General features: G+C 67.9%; 14 protein-coding genes. 4 read left to right on the forward strand and 10 right to left on the reverse strand.

Features of this window, described 5'->3' with window-relative positions:
- Positions 1–43: 43 nt before the first annotated feature.
- Both ACFQ4G_RS10725 and mutL read left to right on the forward strand, forming a co-directional pair.
- The gene (locus tag ACFQ4G_RS10725; RefSeq protein ID WP_238205869.1) at positions 44–766 is read left to right on the forward strand and encodes a hypothetical protein; all 723 of its coding nucleotides are present in this window, start codon (positions 44–46) and stop codon (positions 764–766) included.
- A gap of 54 nt (positions 767–820) precedes the next feature.
- A complete protein-coding gene (gene mutL, locus ACFQ4G_RS10730) occupies positions 821–2,785 on the forward strand; it encodes a DNA mismatch repair endonuclease MutL (protein WP_238205995.1) in 1,965 nt (654 codons plus the stop codon).
- A 65-nt stretch (positions 2,786–2,850) separates the two neighbouring features.
- Here mutL and rsmD read toward each other — a convergent pair whose 3' ends face one another.
- The 3 genes from rsmD to ACFQ4G_RS10745 all read right to left on the reverse strand — a co-directional run bounded on the left by rsmD (position 2,851) and on the right by ACFQ4G_RS10745 (position 5,946).
- On the reverse strand, positions 2,851–3,432 hold the full coding sequence (rsmD, locus tag ACFQ4G_RS10735; protein WP_238205868.1) for a 16S rRNA (guanine(966)-N(2))-methyltransferase RsmD: 582 nt from the start codon (positions 3,430–3,432) through the stop codon (positions 2,851–2,853).
- Positions 3,429–5,594, reverse strand: coding sequence for a pseudouridine synthase (locus tag ACFQ4G_RS10740; protein ID WP_238205867.1), 2,166 nt, complete (start codon positions 5,592–5,594; stop codon positions 3,429–3,431). Before ACFQ4G_RS10740 ends, rsmD begins: the two co-directional genes overlap by 4 nt.
- A gap of 148 nt (positions 5,595–5,742) precedes the next feature.
- Positions 5,743–5,946 carry a CsbD family protein gene (locus ACFQ4G_RS10745; protein WP_056474959.1) on the reverse strand — a complete coding sequence of 68 codons (204 nt, stop codon included), beginning with the start codon at positions 5,944–5,946 and terminating at the stop codon, positions 5,743–5,745.
- A 132-nt stretch (positions 5,947–6,078) separates the two neighbouring features.
- Here ACFQ4G_RS10745 and ACFQ4G_RS10750 point away from each other — a divergent pair, with 132 nt between their 5' ends.
- Together ACFQ4G_RS10750 and ACFQ4G_RS10755 are read left to right on the forward strand one after the other, a co-directional pair.
- Entirely contained in the window at positions 6,079–6,561 is a 483-nt protein-coding gene (locus ACFQ4G_RS10750) for a nucleoside deaminase (RefSeq protein WP_238205993.1), read from the forward strand.
- Between the two features lie 64 nt (positions 6,562–6,625).
- Complete coding sequence (locus ACFQ4G_RS10755) at positions 6,626–7,327, forward strand: SDR family NAD(P)-dependent oxidoreductase (RefSeq protein ID WP_238205865.1); 702 nt, start codon at positions 6,626–6,628, stop codon at positions 7,325–7,327.
- Between the two features lie 34 nt (positions 7,328–7,361).
- Here ACFQ4G_RS10755 and ACFQ4G_RS10760 read toward each other — a convergent pair whose 3' ends face one another.
- From ACFQ4G_RS10760 to ACFQ4G_RS10790, 7 genes are all read right to left on the reverse strand, one after another.
- A complete protein-coding gene (locus ACFQ4G_RS10760) occupies positions 7,362–8,840 on the reverse strand; it encodes an MFS transporter (RefSeq protein WP_238205863.1) in 1,479 nt (492 codons plus the stop codon).
- Positions 8,841–9,221: 381 nt separating this feature from the next.
- The gene (locus ACFQ4G_RS10765) at positions 9,222–10,304 is read right to left on the reverse strand and encodes an ABC transporter permease (RefSeq protein ID WP_238205862.1); all 1,083 of its coding nucleotides are present in this window, start codon (positions 10,302–10,304) and stop codon (positions 9,222–9,224) included.
- A complete protein-coding gene (locus tag ACFQ4G_RS10770; protein ID WP_238205860.1) occupies positions 10,301–11,224 on the reverse strand; it encodes an ABC transporter permease subunit in 924 nt (307 codons plus the stop codon). The genes ACFQ4G_RS10765 and ACFQ4G_RS10770 overlap by 4 nt, the downstream gene beginning before the upstream one ends.
- A gap of 16 nt (positions 11,225–11,240) precedes the next feature.
- Entirely contained in the window at positions 11,241–12,839 is a 1,599-nt protein-coding gene (locus ACFQ4G_RS10775) for a peptide ABC transporter substrate-binding protein (protein ID WP_238205858.1), read from the reverse strand.
- An 8-nt stretch (positions 12,840–12,847) separates the two neighbouring features.
- Positions 12,848–13,282, reverse strand: a complete 435-nt coding sequence (locus ACFQ4G_RS10780; RefSeq protein WP_238205856.1) for a GlcG/HbpS family heme-binding protein — start codon at positions 13,280–13,282, stop codon at positions 12,848–12,850.
- Between the two features lie 158 nt (positions 13,283–13,440).
- Complete coding sequence (locus ACFQ4G_RS10785; protein ID WP_238205854.1) at positions 13,441–14,457, reverse strand: alpha/beta fold hydrolase; 1,017 nt, start codon at positions 14,455–14,457, stop codon at positions 13,441–13,443.
- A 117-nt stretch (positions 14,458–14,574) separates the two neighbouring features.
- Positions 14,575–16,449 (reverse strand): ABC-F family ATP-binding cassette domain-containing protein, encoded by a 1,875-nt coding sequence (locus ACFQ4G_RS10790; protein ID WP_238205853.1) that lies wholly within the window; start codon positions 16,447–16,449, stop codon positions 14,575–14,577.
- Positions 16,450–16,480 lie beyond the last annotated feature (31 nt).

Genomic DNA, 16,480 nt, shown 5'->3' on the forward strand with positions numbered 1-16,480 from the left:
CGCCGACGATCCGCTCCTCACCGCCTTCGGCCTCGCCTGTCTCATGACGGCCGCCCTGACCTTTGCTCTGCCCCTCATCGACGGGCGACTCATCCAGGGCGTCCCCGTCTGGGTAAAGCCCGCGAAGTTCTTCGTCTCGGTCGGCGTCTATGCCCTGACCTTCGCCTGGCTCACGGGCTATGTTCGCCCGGAGCGCCGCCACGTTCGCTCCCTGCAAATCGGACGTGTCATGATCGTCGGCGCTGGCGGGTTCGAGCTCGGCTACATCACCCTCCAGGCTGCTTTCGGCCAAGCCTCTCATTTCAACGACGGTGATCCCCTCCACGCGATCTTGTATGCTCTGATGGGAATCATGGCCCTGACGCTGCTGGCCAGCAAGATACCCCTCATCGTTGAGATCATGCGTCGGCCTGTCCACGGCCTGGAGCCGAGCCTGCACTGCGCCGTAGTGCTGGGTCTTACGATAACGGTGGTCCTCGGCGCGGTCACGGGCATCGCCATCAGCGCCAACGACGGTCACTCGGTCGGCGCAACCGGTACAGGACTGCCTCTGCTAGGCTGGAACCAAGGCGGGGGCGATCTCAGGGTCGCCCATTTCTTTGGTATGCATGGCGAGCAGATCCTCCCGCTTTTCGCTGCCTGCCTCATTTCCCTCGGCCTTAGCAGACGGCTTCTGCTCGTGACGCTTGCAGCACTGCTTCTTTTCGGCCTGACCATCGGCACCTGGCTGCAGGCCGCGTCCGGCATCGCCTTTCCGTTCGGTTGATGAGGCGGCCGGTCCGGCTTTGAGGCAGCGCCGAGCTCGCCTATGGTCGCGGGAATGCCGCCCGTGCCCCGCCCCGTCCGCCGCCTCGACCCGATCCTCGTGGACCGTATCGCCGCAGGCGAGGTGGTGGAGCGTCCGGCCTCCGCGGTGAAGGAGCTCGTGGAGAACGCCATCGATGCGGGAGCATCCAGCATCGAGGTGACGATCGAGGCGGGCGGGCGCCGCCTGATCCGGGTGGTGGATGACGGCGCCGGCATGAGCGCCGACGATCTCACTCTCGCGGTGGAGCGCCACGCCACGTCGAAACTCCCCAATGGCGACCTCACCCGCATCGACTCCCTGGGCTTTCGCGGCGAGGCGCTACCCTCGATCGGCGCGGTGGCGCGCCTCTGCCTCACCAGCCGGACGGCGGATGCCGAGACCGGATCGACGCTGGTGGTCGATGCCGGCATCAAGGGCGAGGTCCGTCCGGCCCCGGGTCCGCGCGGCACCCGGATCGAAGTCACCGACCTGTTTTCGGCGACGCCGGCACGGCTGAAGTTCCTCAAATCCGACCGCGCCGAAGCACTGGCCATCGCCGATGGACTGCGGCGTCTCGCGGTGGCGCAGCCGCGCATCCGCTTCGCCTTCCGCTCCGAGAGCGGCAGCGCCCTCGTATTTCCCGCTGAGGCCGGCGACGACGCGCCCCTACGCCGGCTGGTGGCGGTGTTGGGGCCGGATTTCGGCGCCAGCTCAGCCCCTCTGGCCATGGCGCGCGAAGGTTTTGCTCTGGCGGGTCATATCGGCCTCCCGAGCTATCATCGCGGCGCGGGCAACCAGATCCATTTCACGGTCAACGGCCGCCCCGTTCGCGACAGGCTCCTGCTCGGCGCAGTACGGGGTGCCTATGCCGACACGATGAGCTCAGACCGGCACCCGGTGCTCGGCCTCGCCATCATCTGCGATCCCGGCCTCGTCGACGTGAACGTGCATCCCGCCAAGACCGAGGTGCGGTTCCGCGAGCCCGGCCTCGTGCGTGCGCTCATCGTCAGCGCCATCCATGAGACCCTGCGTCAGGTCGGCGCGCGCAGTGCCAGCACCGGTGCCGCCCGGACTCTCGATGCCCTGCAACCGAGCCATTCCTCACCGATCATGCGACCGGCGATGACGGCGCATGCCGGGCGAGGCGCATGGTCTGGTCGCGTGCCGCTACCCACGCGATTACCGTCCTTCGGCGCTCCGGCCGAATACGGTGCGCCGCCGCGATATGGATCGCCCGAAGGCTCGTCGGACGATGCCTACCAAGCCGGCTTTCCCGAGGTCGACTTCTCGCGAGCAGGCTTCGGCGAGGCGCCGCAGGCGCTGTTTGCCGGCGATCTCGCGCCGCCGGCCGCCGATCTCCGCCAATCGGAGATCGAACCGCCCCACGACGACCATCCCCTGGGGGCCGCCCGCGCGCAGCTTCACGAGACCTACATCGTTGCCCAGACGAGCGACGGGATCGTCCTCGTAGACCAGCACGCGGCGCATGAACGCCTCGTCTACGAGCGCTTGAAGCGCGAGCGCGCCGCCGGCGGCATTGCCCGACAAGGCCTCTTGATCCCCGACGTGGTGGAGATGGCGCCCGAAGATGCCGAGCGCCTGATTGCTGCCGCAGCGGATCTCGACCGCCTCGGCCTCACCGTGGAGCCTTTCGGCACGGGTGCGGTTCTCGTACGCGAAGTGCCCGTGGCGCTGGCCGATTCCGCTACCAGACGCCTGCTGGAGGACATCCTCACTGCCCTCGACGAGAGCGGCCTCGAGGAGGGCAGCGCCGACGGCACCGAGGGCGGTCCGCTCGGGCGACGCCTCGACGCGATCCTCTCACGCATGAGTTGCCACGGCTCGATCCGGGCCGGGCGCCGCCTCCGGCCCGAGGAGATGAACGCCCTTCTGCGCGAGATGGAGGCGACTCCCTTCGCGGGGACCTGCAATCATGGCCGCCCGACCTTCGTGGAATTGAAGCTCGCCGATATCGAACGGCTGTTCGGACGGCGCTGACCTGAGCCCGGCTGGGCGAGTCCGAGGTGGATCATGGAACGAGCGTCCGTTGCTCGGGCCAGACCCTATCGAGAAGCCCTGACCGGAGCTTGCCCGGAAAATCTCGAGATCGTCACACTCGTATCGCCGTAAGACCGCCGCTCGAGTTCGGCGAAACATTCCGGCAGGGCGAGGCTCGCACTGGAGCCTTCCTCCACTACGACGAGCGCTCCCGGTGCGAGCCAACAACCGGCCATCGCGGAGGCGAGTGCTGCCGGGGCGAGGTCGCGGCCATAAGGCGGGTCGCAGAAGACAAGGGTGAAGGTGCCGCTGGTGCCTGCGGGTCCGAGCTTGGTGGCGTCACGCCGGAACAGACGGGTCTTGCCGGCGCATCCGAGCGCCTCGATGTTCTCGCGGATGAGCCCGCGCGCTTCCGCCCCCTCGTCCACGAGGAGGGCAGAGCTCGCGCCGCGCGAAAGAGCCTCGAAACTCAACGCGCCCGTCCCAGCAAAGAGATCGAGCACCCGCGCGCCGGAGACAGCATCGTCATAGGCGTGGGCGAGGACGTTGAAGAGCGCTTCGCGCAGGCGATCCGACGTCGGCCGGATCGTGTCTGATTTCGGGGAGACGAGGCGGCGGCCACTCAGGTCGCCGCCGACGATTCTCACCGGGAACCGCCACGCGGCGGACGCCCACCGCTGCCTCCGGGCTTACCGCCCGCACCGCCACTGCGATTGCCAAAACCGCCGGGCTTCGCCGCAGTGCCGTGACGGGATGAACCGCCTGCCTTGAAGCCGCCGGGCCTCGCGCCACCGGGCTTTCCGCCACCGCCGGGTTTGCCGAAACCACCGGACTTGCCAAATCCGCCGGGCTTGCCGCCCGCACGGAAACCGCCGCGATCGGAACCCGAACGTTCGGCACCGATGTCACGATCGCCACCGGAACGCTCGTCGCCACGGCCCTTGAAGCCCTCACCCTTGAAGCCACCCGGCTTGTATCCGCCGGGCTTGCCGCCGCCAGGGCGAAAACCTCCCGGACGATCGTCACCGCCGCGGAATCCGCCGGGCTTCTCACTTCGGAAACCGGACGGCCTGTCGCCGCGTGGTTCTCCTCGATTGAAGGAGGGCCGCTCTGCGCGCTCGCCGGAACCACCGACCTCGCGGGGCTTGAAGGTGCGCGGCCGCTCGGTGCCATCAGGACGGCCGAAACCGCCACGCGGAGCCTCGTCCCTGCGCGGGGGTCTGGCATCGTTATCGAATCGGCGTTGCGGCGGCCGGGTGTTGGCCTCTTCGCGGCGAGCCACCTTGGCATCGGACTGGCGAACGGTTCGGACCGGACGCTCGGCTCCCCCCGTCTCGATGCGCCGTGCCCCACGGTCGCGACGATGCGGCTCGGGAGCCGGCTCCTGCGGGCTCGGCTTCAGGCGCTCGACCAGGACCCGGCGCTCGCCGGTGCTGATGGCCCCGACGCGTTCGCGCCCGCGAGCCGCGGAGGCTTCGCGCTCGGCTTTCGGATCGGCGCCGCGGCGGGGGATCTTCACCCGGCGCGGACCTTCCTCCTGCGGTGCGGCCTCTTCGGCACGCCAGACCGAGCGACGGGGACCAGCGCTGTTGCCGCCGGTGGGCACCCGCGCCGGTTCGGCAGGCTTGCGCATGGGACGATCGCCGCCACGATCGCGGTCTCCACCGCGCTCGCCGCCGCGCGATGCATCGTCATAGCTGCGTCCGGCGCTTCGGGCCGCAGCCGCAGAAGCGCTGCGTGCAGGCTGTTTGGCCTGCTGCTGGGCGGCTTTCGGGGAGCCGAACGGGGCTATGGGCTCGCGGTTGGGACTGGTGAAATCGACGCCGGCCTGCTCGGAAAGAGCCGGGCCGAGCTGCTCCTTGAGCACCTTCGTGCGGATCTCCTCGACCAGACCGACTTCGAGATCGCCGAGTTGGAACGGGCCGAAGGACAGACGGATCAGCCGGTTCACGGCCAGACCCAGATGTTCGAGGATGCGCTTGACCTCGCGGTTCTTGCCCTCGCGCAGACCCAGCGTCAGCCAGAGGTTGTCGCCCGACGCCCGGTCGAGGACCGCATCCACCGGGCCGTAATCCATCCCATCGATGGTGACGCCCTTGCGCAGCTTGTCGAGCTCGGCCTGTGTCGTGTCGCCGTGCGCACGGACACGGTAGCGCCGGAGCCATCCCGTATCGGGATGAGCGATCACCTTGGCGAGACCGCCATCGTTGGTGAGCAGCAGTAGCCCTTCGGTGTTGATGTCGAGGCGCCCGATGGCCACGACCCGCGGCAGGTCCTCCGGCAGGGATTCGAAGACGGTCTGGCGCCCTTCCGGGTCGCGGGCCGTTGTCACGAGTCCGCGCGGCTTGTGGAAGATCCAGAGCCGCGTGCGCTCGCGAGCGGGCAAGGGCTCGCCATCGACGGTGATCTCGTCTTCGGGAGTGACGTTGATCGCCGGCGAGATCAGCACCTTGCCGTTCAGGGTCACGCGCCCTTCCGCGATCATCACCTCGACGTCGCGGCGCGAGGCGATGCCGGCCCGCGCGATCGCCTTGGCGATGCGGTCGCCGTCGGGAACCGTCTCGTCACCGGAATCCGTCGTCGCGGAACTCCCGGACTCCCGGGCTGGCGGCCTCGGCAGAGCCGCCTTGCGGCGCAAAGGGGCGTCACCGCCTCTGGCAGCCGCAGCGCGGCGCGGCTTGGGTTGTTCTTCGGCCGAGGGGCCGGGCACACCTGCATCGGTCGCCGGGGACCATGTTTCGGTGGACACGCTATCGGTCGCAGGCACGTCCTCGGACCCGCCCGTCTGTTCGTCTGTCTTGTCGCTCATCCGAGCCCCATAACAGAGCGGGGGCGAGGTTGCGAGCGATTGCGCGTGGAGCGCAATGCCCGGAATGCAAAGACGACTTGCAACAGCGCAGAAAAAAGGCGGCCTCCAGGCCGCCTCTCCCTATCGCAACATCAATTTGGGTGAAGGCTCAGAGCTTGCTCTTCACCGTGTCGGCGGCGTTCTTCACGCCATCCTTGGCATCGCCGACGGTCTTCTGGGTCTCGCCCTTCAGTTCCTGGGCTTTGCCCTCGGCCTTAAGCTTGTCGTTGTCAGTGACGTTGCCGATGCCCTGCTTCACGTTGCCGACGGCTTCGTTGGCGAGGCCCTTGATCTTGTCGGTGGTGCTGCTCATCGTCTGCTCCTGAAAGATCCTGCGGTCCAGCCGCTTCGGGAATGAAACGGCCACGCCGCTGCGATGTTCCTGCGACGGGCGATCACGTGACCTCGACCGGACAGTTTCCTTAACGAACACAAAAGCTTGGGCTTGAACGCAGTGAAGGCGCCATTCTACCGCGAGCCCGCAACCGACCCACTGAGCCTCGCCTTCGACGCCGCCCGTCGCGCAGCCGCCGAGGGCGAGGTGCCGGTGGGTGCCGTCGTTGTGAGGGACGGCATGGTGCTGAGTGTCGCCCACAATCGCCCGCGAGCGCTCCGCGATCCCACCGCCCATGCGGAGATCCTCGCGATCCGCGCCGCCTGCGCCGCGATCGGCGACGAGCGCCTCGTCGGCTGTGATCTCTACGTCACCCTCGAACCATGCCCGATGTGTGCCGGTGCCATTTCGTTCGCGCGCATCCGCCGTGTCTATTTCGCGGCCCTCGACCCGAAAGGCGGTGGGGTCGAACACGGTCCCCGCGTCTTCAACCAGCCTACCTGCCATCATGCGCCGGACGTCTATGGCGGCTTACGCGAGGCGGAAGCCGCGCTTCTCCTTCGTGACTTCTTCCGCGACAGGCGGGAGGCCTGAAACCGGGAGCTCCCAGGAAGGTGCGGACGTTCCGCTCCGAAGAAACGAGATACGGAGATGTCCCATGGTCCCGACCTATAGGCGTGCCTTCATCGTCGGTGCCGGTGAGGGGCTGAGCGCCTCGCTGGCCCGGCGCTTGGCTCGCGAAGGTCTCCGCATCGGCCTCGCTTCGCGTTCCATCGGAAAGCTCGGAACGCTGGCAGCCGAGACAGGCGCAGCCATTCATTCCTGCGATGCCGTCCACCCGGGCGAGGTGGAAGCCTTGTTCGCGAGGATGGAACCGGCCCTCGGCGGACCGCCCGACGTGGTCGTCTATAATGCGAGCGGCCGGCTGCGCGGGCCGATCGCGGATCTCGATCCGGATGCCGTCCGCCACTCACTGATGGTCTCGGCCTATGGCGGTTTCCTCGTGGCCCAGGCCGCCGCACGGCGCATGCTGCCGGCACGCCATGGCGCCATCCTGTTGACCGGCGCTTCGGCCAGCGTGAAGGGCTATGCCGAATCCGCAGCCTTCGCCATGGGCAAATTCGCCCTGCGCGGCCTGTCGCAGAGCTTGGCACGTGAGCTTCATCCCAAGGGCATCCACGTTGCCCATTTCGTCATCGACGGTGGCATCCGCAGCATCTCCCGCCCGGAGCCCGCAGGTGCGCCGGATAGCCTCCTCGATCCAGACGCCATCGCCTCGGCCTACTGGGACGTCCTGCGCCAGGATCGCAGCGCCTGGACGTCGGAGATCGAGCTCCGGCCGTGGGTCGAGCGGTTCTGACCTTGATCGGTGAGCCGGGATCCGATCTCTCCGCTCACGCCGCCGCCAGAGGCTTCGAGACATCTTCGAGGGATTTGCCCTCGGCCGCCGTACCCCAGATGCCGCCGACGATGGCGGCGACCGCCATGAGCGCGGCACCGATTGCGTAGCCGATCAGGACGTTGTCGCGGGAGCCTGTCTCCACCAGCGCGCCGAACAGGAGTGGTCCCGACACGCCGCCGATACCGGTACCCAGCGCATAGAACACGGCGATGGCCAGCGCCCGGATTTCCAGGGGAAAGGTCTCGGCGACGGTGAGATAGGCAGCACTTGCAGCGGCGGAAGCGAAGAAGAACACCACCATCCAGGCCGCCGTCTGGCCGACGGGACCGAACACCTCGATCTTGAACAGGTAACCGGTGATGGTGAGCAGCACCGCCGAGATACCGTAGGTGAAGGCAATCATCTGTCGGCGGCCGATCGTGTCGAACAGGCGCCCGAGCAGCAGCGGGCCGAGGAACGAGCCGAGCGCGAAGGGCAGCAGGTACCAGCCGACATGGTCACCCGGCACCTGATAGAAGCGCTGCAGCACCAGGGCGTAGGTGAAGAACAGCGCGTTGTAGAAGAACGCCTGTGCTACCATCAGTGCGAGGCCTACCAGCGTCTGCTTGCGGTGACCGACGAGCATGGTCCCGAACACCTCCTTCAGTGGCGTGTGGCTGCGGGTCTTCAGCTTCATGCGCTTCTTCTCGTCCACCGGCGGCAGCGTGATGCCTTCGTCGGTAAAGCGCTTCTCGATGCTGGTGACGACCCTGTCCGCCTCGGCGACGTAGCCGTGAGTGGCGAGCCAGCGCGGGCTCTCGGGAATCCAGGTCCGCAGCAACAGGATCACGAGGCCGATGCCGCCGCCCACGAAAAAGGCGATGCGCCATCCCCAGGCCGGATCGATCATACCGGGCCGCAGAACCGCTATGGAAAGGAACGAGCCCAACGCCGCCCCGATCCAGAACGAGCCGTTGATGACGAGGTCGGTCCATCCGCGCACGCGAGCCGGCACGAGTTCCTGGATCGTGGAGTTGATGGCTGTGTACTCGCCGCCGATCCCGGCCCCGGTGAGGAAGCGGAAGATGCAGAAGCTGTAGATGTTCCACGACAAGCCGGTGGCAGCGGTAGCGGCGAGGTAGAGCGCCAGCGTGATGAAGAACAGCTTCTTGCGGCCGATCCGGTCGGTGAGCCAGCCGAAGCCGAGTGCCCCGACGACCGCTCCGACGAGGTAGGAACTCGCGGCCAGTCCGATATCGAATTCGGTGAAGCTCATGGGCGCGGCGCGGAGCGCTCCCACCAGGGAACCGGCGAGCGTCACTTCGAGGCCGTCGAGAACCCAGGTGATGCCGAGCGCCACGATGACGAGAACGTGGAAGCGGCCCCAGGGCAACCGGTCGAGACGAGCGGAGATGTCGGTATCGATCACCGTGCCCATGGGAACCCGCTCGGGAGGGCTCGAGCCGGCTGTAGCCTCGACCTTACTCGTCATCGACGCCTCATTAACTGTGCAACACGATAGCTGTTGGCAATGAACGGCCAAGCCTCGCGGTTCCGTCGGCGTCTTTACCGGTTCACGCTTCACTCAGGGCGCGCGTCTCCGGGTGCCTCGTCCGATGAATCCCCGACTTCTCTCCGCCATCCTTGCCACGACCGCCCTCGCGGGTGCCATGCTCGCGCCGGCACCCGTCCGAGCCGAAGAGAATTCGCGCCTTCGGCCGAGCGGCGCCGAACGATGGCGCCTCCGTCCAGCAGAGGTGACGACGACGGGCACGATCGTCCCCGTGACGAAGAATCGCCCGATCTCCGACATCCCGGCGGAGCGGCGTTCCGTTCGGGTGGTCTATCCCGGCCTCCTGGCGGACCGGTAGCGTCAGGTCTCGGCGAGGCGCGGATCGAGGGCGTCTCCGAGACCGTCGCCGAGGACGTTGAGGGCGATCAGGGTCACGACGAGGAACGACGCCGGACCGGCGAGCATCCAGGGTGCGGATTCGAGGGCGCGCGACCCTTCCGCGATGAGCGCGCCCCAGCTCGTCGCTGGTTCCTGCACCCCGAGGCCGAGGAACGACAGGAAGCTTTCGAGCAGGATGACCTTGGGCACGAGCAGGGTCGCCGCCACGGTGACGGGACCCAGCGTGTTCGGGACGATGTGGCGCCACAGGATGGCCGGCGTCGAAAGCCCGAGCGCCTCTGCGGCCCGCACGAAATCGCGGGTGCGCAAGGAGAGGGTCTGGGCGCGAACGAGGCGGGCCATGTCGAGCCATTCCACCGCGCCGATCGCCACCAGGATCAGCCCTAATCCGGAGCGGAAGAATACCAGCAGCATGATCACGAAGAAGACGAAGGGTAGGGCGTAGAGCATGTCGACGAGGCGCATCATCACCGCGTCGACGACACCGCCGAGATAGCCGGCGACCGCGCCGTAGCTCACCCCGATAAGCAGCGCCACGGCGGTGGCGACCGCTCCGATCAGCAGGGACACCCGGCCCGCGACGAGGCTTCGGGTCAGGAGGTCGCGCCCGAGCACGTCGGTGCCCAGGATGAAGCGCAGGCGCCGGACGGGTGCCTCCACCACGAGGCGGCGCCCGCCATCCTGGCGCTCGACGATCGAGGCCGGGCCGAACAGGTCCGAGCGGGGCAGGTAGATCAGCACGCGCTCGTCGATGGGCTTGGCCGCATCCGAAAGCACCATGCGGACACTACCGCCCGTCACCACAATGCCTGAAGCCGCGACACGCATCCGGAAGGCGAGGCGGGTCAGGGCGGGGGCGATCTCATCGGGCTCGGGATGGGCGGCGAGGCCCGGCGCCGTGCGCACCAGATCGGGATAGATCCGCCCCGGATCGTGGCCAGTGAAGAGCGGCCCGACGAGGCAGGCGAGGGTCGTCGTGACCAGGACAAGGAAGGCGGCGAGGGCGCTCCGATTGCGGGCAAGCCGAGCCCAGGCGCGGCTCATCGTGCCGTTCTCAGGCGCGGATCGAGGAAGGCGCAGAGAATGTCAGCCACGATGTTGAGGACGATGACGAACACAGCGACCAGCACGACCGTGCCCATCACCAGCGTGTAATCGCGGTTCAGCGCCCCGTCGACGAAGGCACGCCCGATCCCGGGCAGGCCGAAGATCGTCTCCACCACCACCGATCCGGTCAGCAGCGCCGCGGCCGTAGGTCCGAGGATGGAGGTCACGGGCAGCAGCGCCCCGCGCAGGGCGTGCCGGGCGACGAGCCAGGGCGGCAGGCCCATGGCTCGCATGGTGCGGACCGGCTGGGCGTTCAGGGTCTCATTGAGGGAGGCGCGTGTCAGCCGGGCGATGGCACCGATCTGCGGCAGGGCGAGGGCAAGCACGGGAAGCACGAGATGCGAGGGGGCGCCGCCCTCCCAGCTTCCCACCGGCAGCCAGCGCAGCGTCAGTCCGAACACGATCTGCAGCAGCGGCGCCACGACGAAATTGGGCACCGCCAGGGTCAACCCGGCGAAGAGACCTATGGCCCGGTCGATCCATCCTCCGCGCCGGAAAGCGGCGAAGGCTCCGAGGCCGATGCCGACGGTCAAGGCCAGGACGAGGGCGAGGCCACCGAGGATCATGGAGACGGGCAGGCCGCGCGCGAAGAGATCCGCGACGGTGAGGTCCCGGAACGAGAATGACGGTCCGAAATCGCCCCGCAGCAGCGCCGCGATGTAGCGCCCGTACTGGACGATGAGGGACTGATCGAGACCGTAGACACGGGCGAGGTTCTGCATCGCGGCCGGCGGCAGCGGACGCTCGAGGTCGAAGGGCCCTCCCGGAGCGAGGCGGATCAGGAAGAAGCTGCCGGTGACCAGGAGGAAAAGGGTCGGGATCGCCTGGACGAGGCGACGAAGGATGAGGCCGATCATGCCGCTATCCCGGCACTCATGTCGCGAGCCTGAGAAACCGCGTCGGCGAGGCGTTGCGCAGGTTCGGGTGATAGCCGGTAAGACGCGGCGAGATCAGCGCCTTCGAGCGCGTGTGGAGCACGGGAATCCAGGGCAGGTCGCCTAGGATGATCGTCTCGGCTCGAAACAGGATATCGGCACGCTTGGCGACGTCCCGTTCGGAGGCCGCCTCGCGCATCAGGCGGTCATAGGCCGGGTTGGCGTAGCGGCCGGGATTGAGCCCGTCATTGCCGGTCTCCAGCAGGAACAGGAAGTTCTGCGGGTCGGAGTAATCGGCGAACCAGGACATGCGCGCGACGTCGAAATCGCCACCGTCGCGCAGATGGGCAAAGTGGGTCTTCGCATCGGTGTAAACGAGGCGGGTCTCGATGCCGACGCTGCGCCACATGTCGGCGATAGCCACCGCCGTATTGCGGTTGTTGTCGGTCGTGTTGAAGCGATACTCAACCTTCAGAGGCTTGCCGCCAGGTCCATACCCGGCTTCCGCGAGCAGCGATCGTGCCTGCTCCTCGCGGTCGATCGGCAGGGCATTGCGGCCTTCGAGCTCCGGCGGCATGCGGTAGTTGTCGAGACCCGGCGGGCACAGGGAATAGGCGGGCGACATGGTCTCGCCCCAGAGCCGCTCGGCCAGGAACTCGCGGTCGATCACCAGGGACAGCGCCCTCCGCAGCCTAACGTCGTCGAAGGGCGGCTTTCGCGTGTTGACGGCAAGAGCATAGAGCCCGAGCGACGGTCCGAGGATGACCTGGCGGCCGAATCTCGCCTTGAGGGAGGTCATCTGATCGCCCGGGAGGTCAGCGAGCGAGTCGATCTCGCCACCGGCATAGCGGCGGACAGCGCTTGAAAGGTCGGGCGTCGGCAGGAAGGCCACGGTCTCGATCGTAATGCTGGCCGCCGCGTGGAAATAGGGATTGCGCTTCAGCGTGATGCGGTCGTTCGGCACCATGTCGACGAGGGCGTAGGCGCCGTTGCTGACGAGGTTGCCCGGACGAGTGAAGGCATCGCCGAAACGCGCGATCGAGGGCGGGTGCACCGGCAGTGAGGTCTGGTGTGTGAGGAGTTCGAGGAGGTAGGGCGTCGGCTGTTCGAGGGTGACGACAAGGATACGTGCCTCCGGCGAAGCCACGCCGAGCGCGTCCGGCGGCGCCTCGCCCTGGTTCACGGCACGGGCATTCTTCAGCGGATACAGGACTTCCGCATATTTCGCCGCTGTCGCCGGGCTCATGATCCGGCGCAACCCGAAAACGAAGTCGGCGGCCGTCACCGGATCGCCGTTCGACCAGCGCCCATCCTCGCGCAGGTGGAACGTATAGGTCAGAGCGTCGTCGGAGATTGTCCAATGGGTCGCCGCACCGGGGATGATGGCGCCGTGATTGTCGTAGGTTAGCAGCCCCTCGTAGAGGTCGCGAAGGATATGCGCCTCCGCCACAGTGGAGGATTTGTGCGGGTCGAGGGTCTCGGGATCGGCATCGTTGCCGCGCCGGTAGACGGATGACGGCGCGGCCCGCGCCGACCCGGCGGCAACCATGAGCGCCGCTCCACCGCCGATGAGGCAGGCGCGCCGGTCCGGGCGCATCGCGGCGCTCAGGCGCCGGTCTGCGCGGTGAAGCCGGCCGCCTCGATCCCGGCGAGCGCGCAGAGCTCGTCATTGTCCGAGGTGTCGCCCGAGATACCGACAGCACCTATGACCTCGGCGCCGTCGCGGATCAGGACGCCGCCCGGAACCGGCACCATTGCGGCGGGCCCAACGAGGTGGCTCACCGCCGCCACGAAATAGGCCTGCTCCTCGGCGCGCTTGTGGATCGCGCGACCGCCGAGGCCGAGGGCGAGGCAGCCATTGGCCTTGCCCATGGCCACCTCGGCGCGGCGCAGGGATGTTCCGTCCTCGGACGCCATCGCTTTGAGCGCGCCGCGCGCATCGTAGACCACCACCGCGAGGGGCTTCAGGCTATGCTCGCGCGCCGTCCTGAGGGCAGTGGCGACGATGGTCTGGGCGGAGGAAAGGGTCAGGTCGGGCATCGGCGTACCGGGGCGGTGAGTGACGGGTCATACCCGACCTACAGCATCCCCCCGGATATCGCATCCATGACGATACTTCAGGTCCTCGCGGCTGCAGAGACAAGGTCCCACGGGTTGAGCGGTTGTGTCCGCCCCTCGACGTGCGATTGCCCCCGGCCTCATCCGGCAAAGCCGGCGAGGAACGCATCGTAGCGCTGCGTGACCGACCGCAGATCCTCGAAATGCGGGAAGGCTCCGGTGGGAAACACGTCGACGACCCAGTTCGGGCGGCCCGCCACGCGCTCAGCGTAGCGGTAATCAACGAAGTCGCCGCGCTTCCCGTGGATCATCCAGACCGGGAGGAAGAGGGATTCGTAAAGCCGGCCCGGCGAATCCGGGAACAGCGCGCCGGACAGGAACGAGAACGGCGCGTGCCGGGCCCCGGGACGATGAGCGGAGGCGTAGTCGTAGGCGAGCAGGCCCTCATCGATGTCCTTCGAGCCCCAGGTCTTCTCCAGGAAGAAGCGCATGCTCGGCCGGCTCACCAGGAGATCGAACAGCGGCTCCCCCCAGAGCGGTGCGTTCAGCATGGTGCGGGCGACGGCGCCGCCGTGCCGGGTCCGGTCGCGGTGCCGCCCGATGAAGCGGGCGTCGAAGCCCGTGGGGCTGACGAGGCCGAGGCTGCGATAATCGGCCGGTGAATCCAGGGCGGCGGCGGCAAGGTACTCGCATGAGAGGGACAGGGCGACGGCATCGATCGGTGCGCCGCCGTGTCGAGACCTTATCTCGGACGTGACGGCGTGGATCGCGTCCGCCATCAGGCCGGGGGTGTAGACCCGGTCGCTGCGCTCCGAGAAACCGAAGCCTGGCAGGTCGAGGGCATAGACCGGCCGGGTTGCCGCGTAATGACGGTAGAGCGGGCGGATCTCATAGGCGTTGGCCGCCGCATTGACGGAGTGGATGAGCAAAAGCGGCACGCCCGGCGCGGACGCGCTCCCGTAGAGGCCGACCCCGCCCGCCATCGTCGCAAGGCATTCGTGCCGGCCGGGAAGGGCCGGGTGGAGCGGCTGCCGATGGTCGATCCCGAAGCGGCTGTAGGCGATCCAGGCGCCGGCCGCGCCAAGGGGCAGTAACGCGAGCTTGGCGGCGAGGCCGGTGCGGGCCGCGGACCTGTCGCGTCGGGTCGGTGAAGGCATGGGAACGTCCGGATGCTGGATCTGATGCGGGAAACGCCAGGCGTCGTCCGAACGTTGCCAGAGCGGGCACGAGGCCGCAGCGTCGTTCGGAGGAGCCTCTCTACCAGCCGCTATCCGTCACGCCGTCGCCTCCTCGATTTCCCCGCTCAGCTCAAGCCACTCCTCCTCCGCCGCTTCAAGGGCAGCGGCCGCGTCCGAACGCATCTTGGCGAGCTCGCCGGCCTTGGCGGCGTTGGTCTGGAAGGCGGTACCGTCGGCAAGCGCCGCGTCGATCTTTGCCATGGCATCGGTGAGCTTCTTCATCCGCGCCTCGACGCCCTCCAACTTCTTGCGCAGGGGGGCAAGGGCCACGCGACGGTCGGCATTGGAGCGACGCTCCAACGCCTTCACCCCGCCGCCAGCCTCGGACGCGCCCTTCTCGGCCTCGCGCTCGGGGCCGGCGAGGACGAAGCGGCGGTAATCGTCCATATCGCCATCGAAGGCCTTCACGCTACCGTTGGCGACGAGCCAGAGGCGATCGGCGCAGGCTTCCACCAGGAAGCGATCGTGGCTTACCAGGATGACGGCGCCCTCGTAGTCGTTGATCGCCTCGACCAGGGCCTGACGGCTCTCGATGTCGAGGTGGTTGGTGGGCTCGTCGAGGATGAGGAGATGCGGCCCGTTGAAGGCCGCCAGCCCCATCAGCAGCCGCGCCTTCTCGCCACCCGAGAGCTGAGAGACCGGGGTCTCCGACTTCGTGCCGGAGAAGCCGAGGCGGGCGGCCGCAGCGCGCGCCTTCGATTCCGGCACGTCCGGCATGAGATCCCGGACATGGGCATAGGCGCTCTCGGCAGGGCGCAATTCGTCGAGCTGGTGCTGGGCGAAATAGGCCACCTCCATCTTGCCGGAACGCCGCATCTCGCCGCTGAGCGGAGGCAGACGCCCGCCAATGAGCTTGCAGAAGGTGGACTTGCCATTACCGTTGGCCCCGAGCAGCGCGACCCGATCATCGGGCGCCAGCGACAGGTTGAGGCCCGACAGCACGATCCGGTCGGAATAGCCCGCCTGCACCCGCTCCATGGCAACGATGGGCGGCGAAAGCGGCCGCTCCGGGCTCGGCAAGCGGAAGGCGGGCACGTCGTCCTCGATCACCGACGCGATGATCTCCATCTTGGCGAGGCGCTTGACGCGGGACTGAGCTTGGCGCGCCTTCGTGGCCTTAGCCTTGAAGCGGTCGACGAAGCTCTGGAGATGCGCCCGTTCGGCATCCTGCTTCACCTTGGCCTTGGCCTGAAGCACGCGCTTCTCGGCCACCTGCCGCGCGAAGGAGGTGTAGCCGCCCTTGTAAATGCTGAGCTTGCCGCGATCGAGGTGCAGGATGTGGTCGACGCATTCGTCGAGGAGGTCGCGGTCGTGGCTGATGATCACGGCCGTGCGCGGATAGCGCTCCAGGTAGTCGTAGAGCCAGATCGTGCCCTCGATGTCGAGGTAATTGGTCGGCTCGTCCAGCAGCAGCAGGTCGGGCTCTGAGAACAGCACAGCGGCCAGCGCAACGCGCATGCGCCATCCACCGGAGAAGTCCGAGCAGGGACGCCCCTGCGCCTCAGCGTCGAATCCCAGACCGTGCAGGATCGCCGCCGCGCGGGCCGGGGCCGAATGTGCCTCGATATCGACGAGGCGGGTCTCGATCTCCGCCCGGCGCAACCCGTCCGCATGCTCGGCTTCCGCCATCAGGCGGGAGCGCTCGGTGTCGGCGGCGAGTACCACCGCGTGCAGGGTCTCGGGACCGGCCGGCGCCTCCTGGGCCACCGCGCCGATGCGCATGCCCTTGGGCATCGACACGGTCCCGCCTTCGGTGGGAAGGTCTCCGAGGATGGCCTTGAACAAGGTGGTCTTGCCCGCGCCATTGCGGCCGACCAGCCCGACGCGGGCGCGGTCCGGAATCACGAAGGTGGCGCCGTCGAGGATCAGGCGTTCGCCGATGCGGTAGGTGAGGTCGTTGACGCGAAGCATGCCGCGTTCTGGCGAGGTGCGCGCCCGGAGG

Source organism: Methylobacterium marchantiae (genome assembly GCF_042679825.1).
Taxonomy (GTDB): Bacteria; Pseudomonadota; Alphaproteobacteria; order Rhizobiales; family Beijerinckiaceae; genus Methylobacterium; species Methylobacterium marchantiae.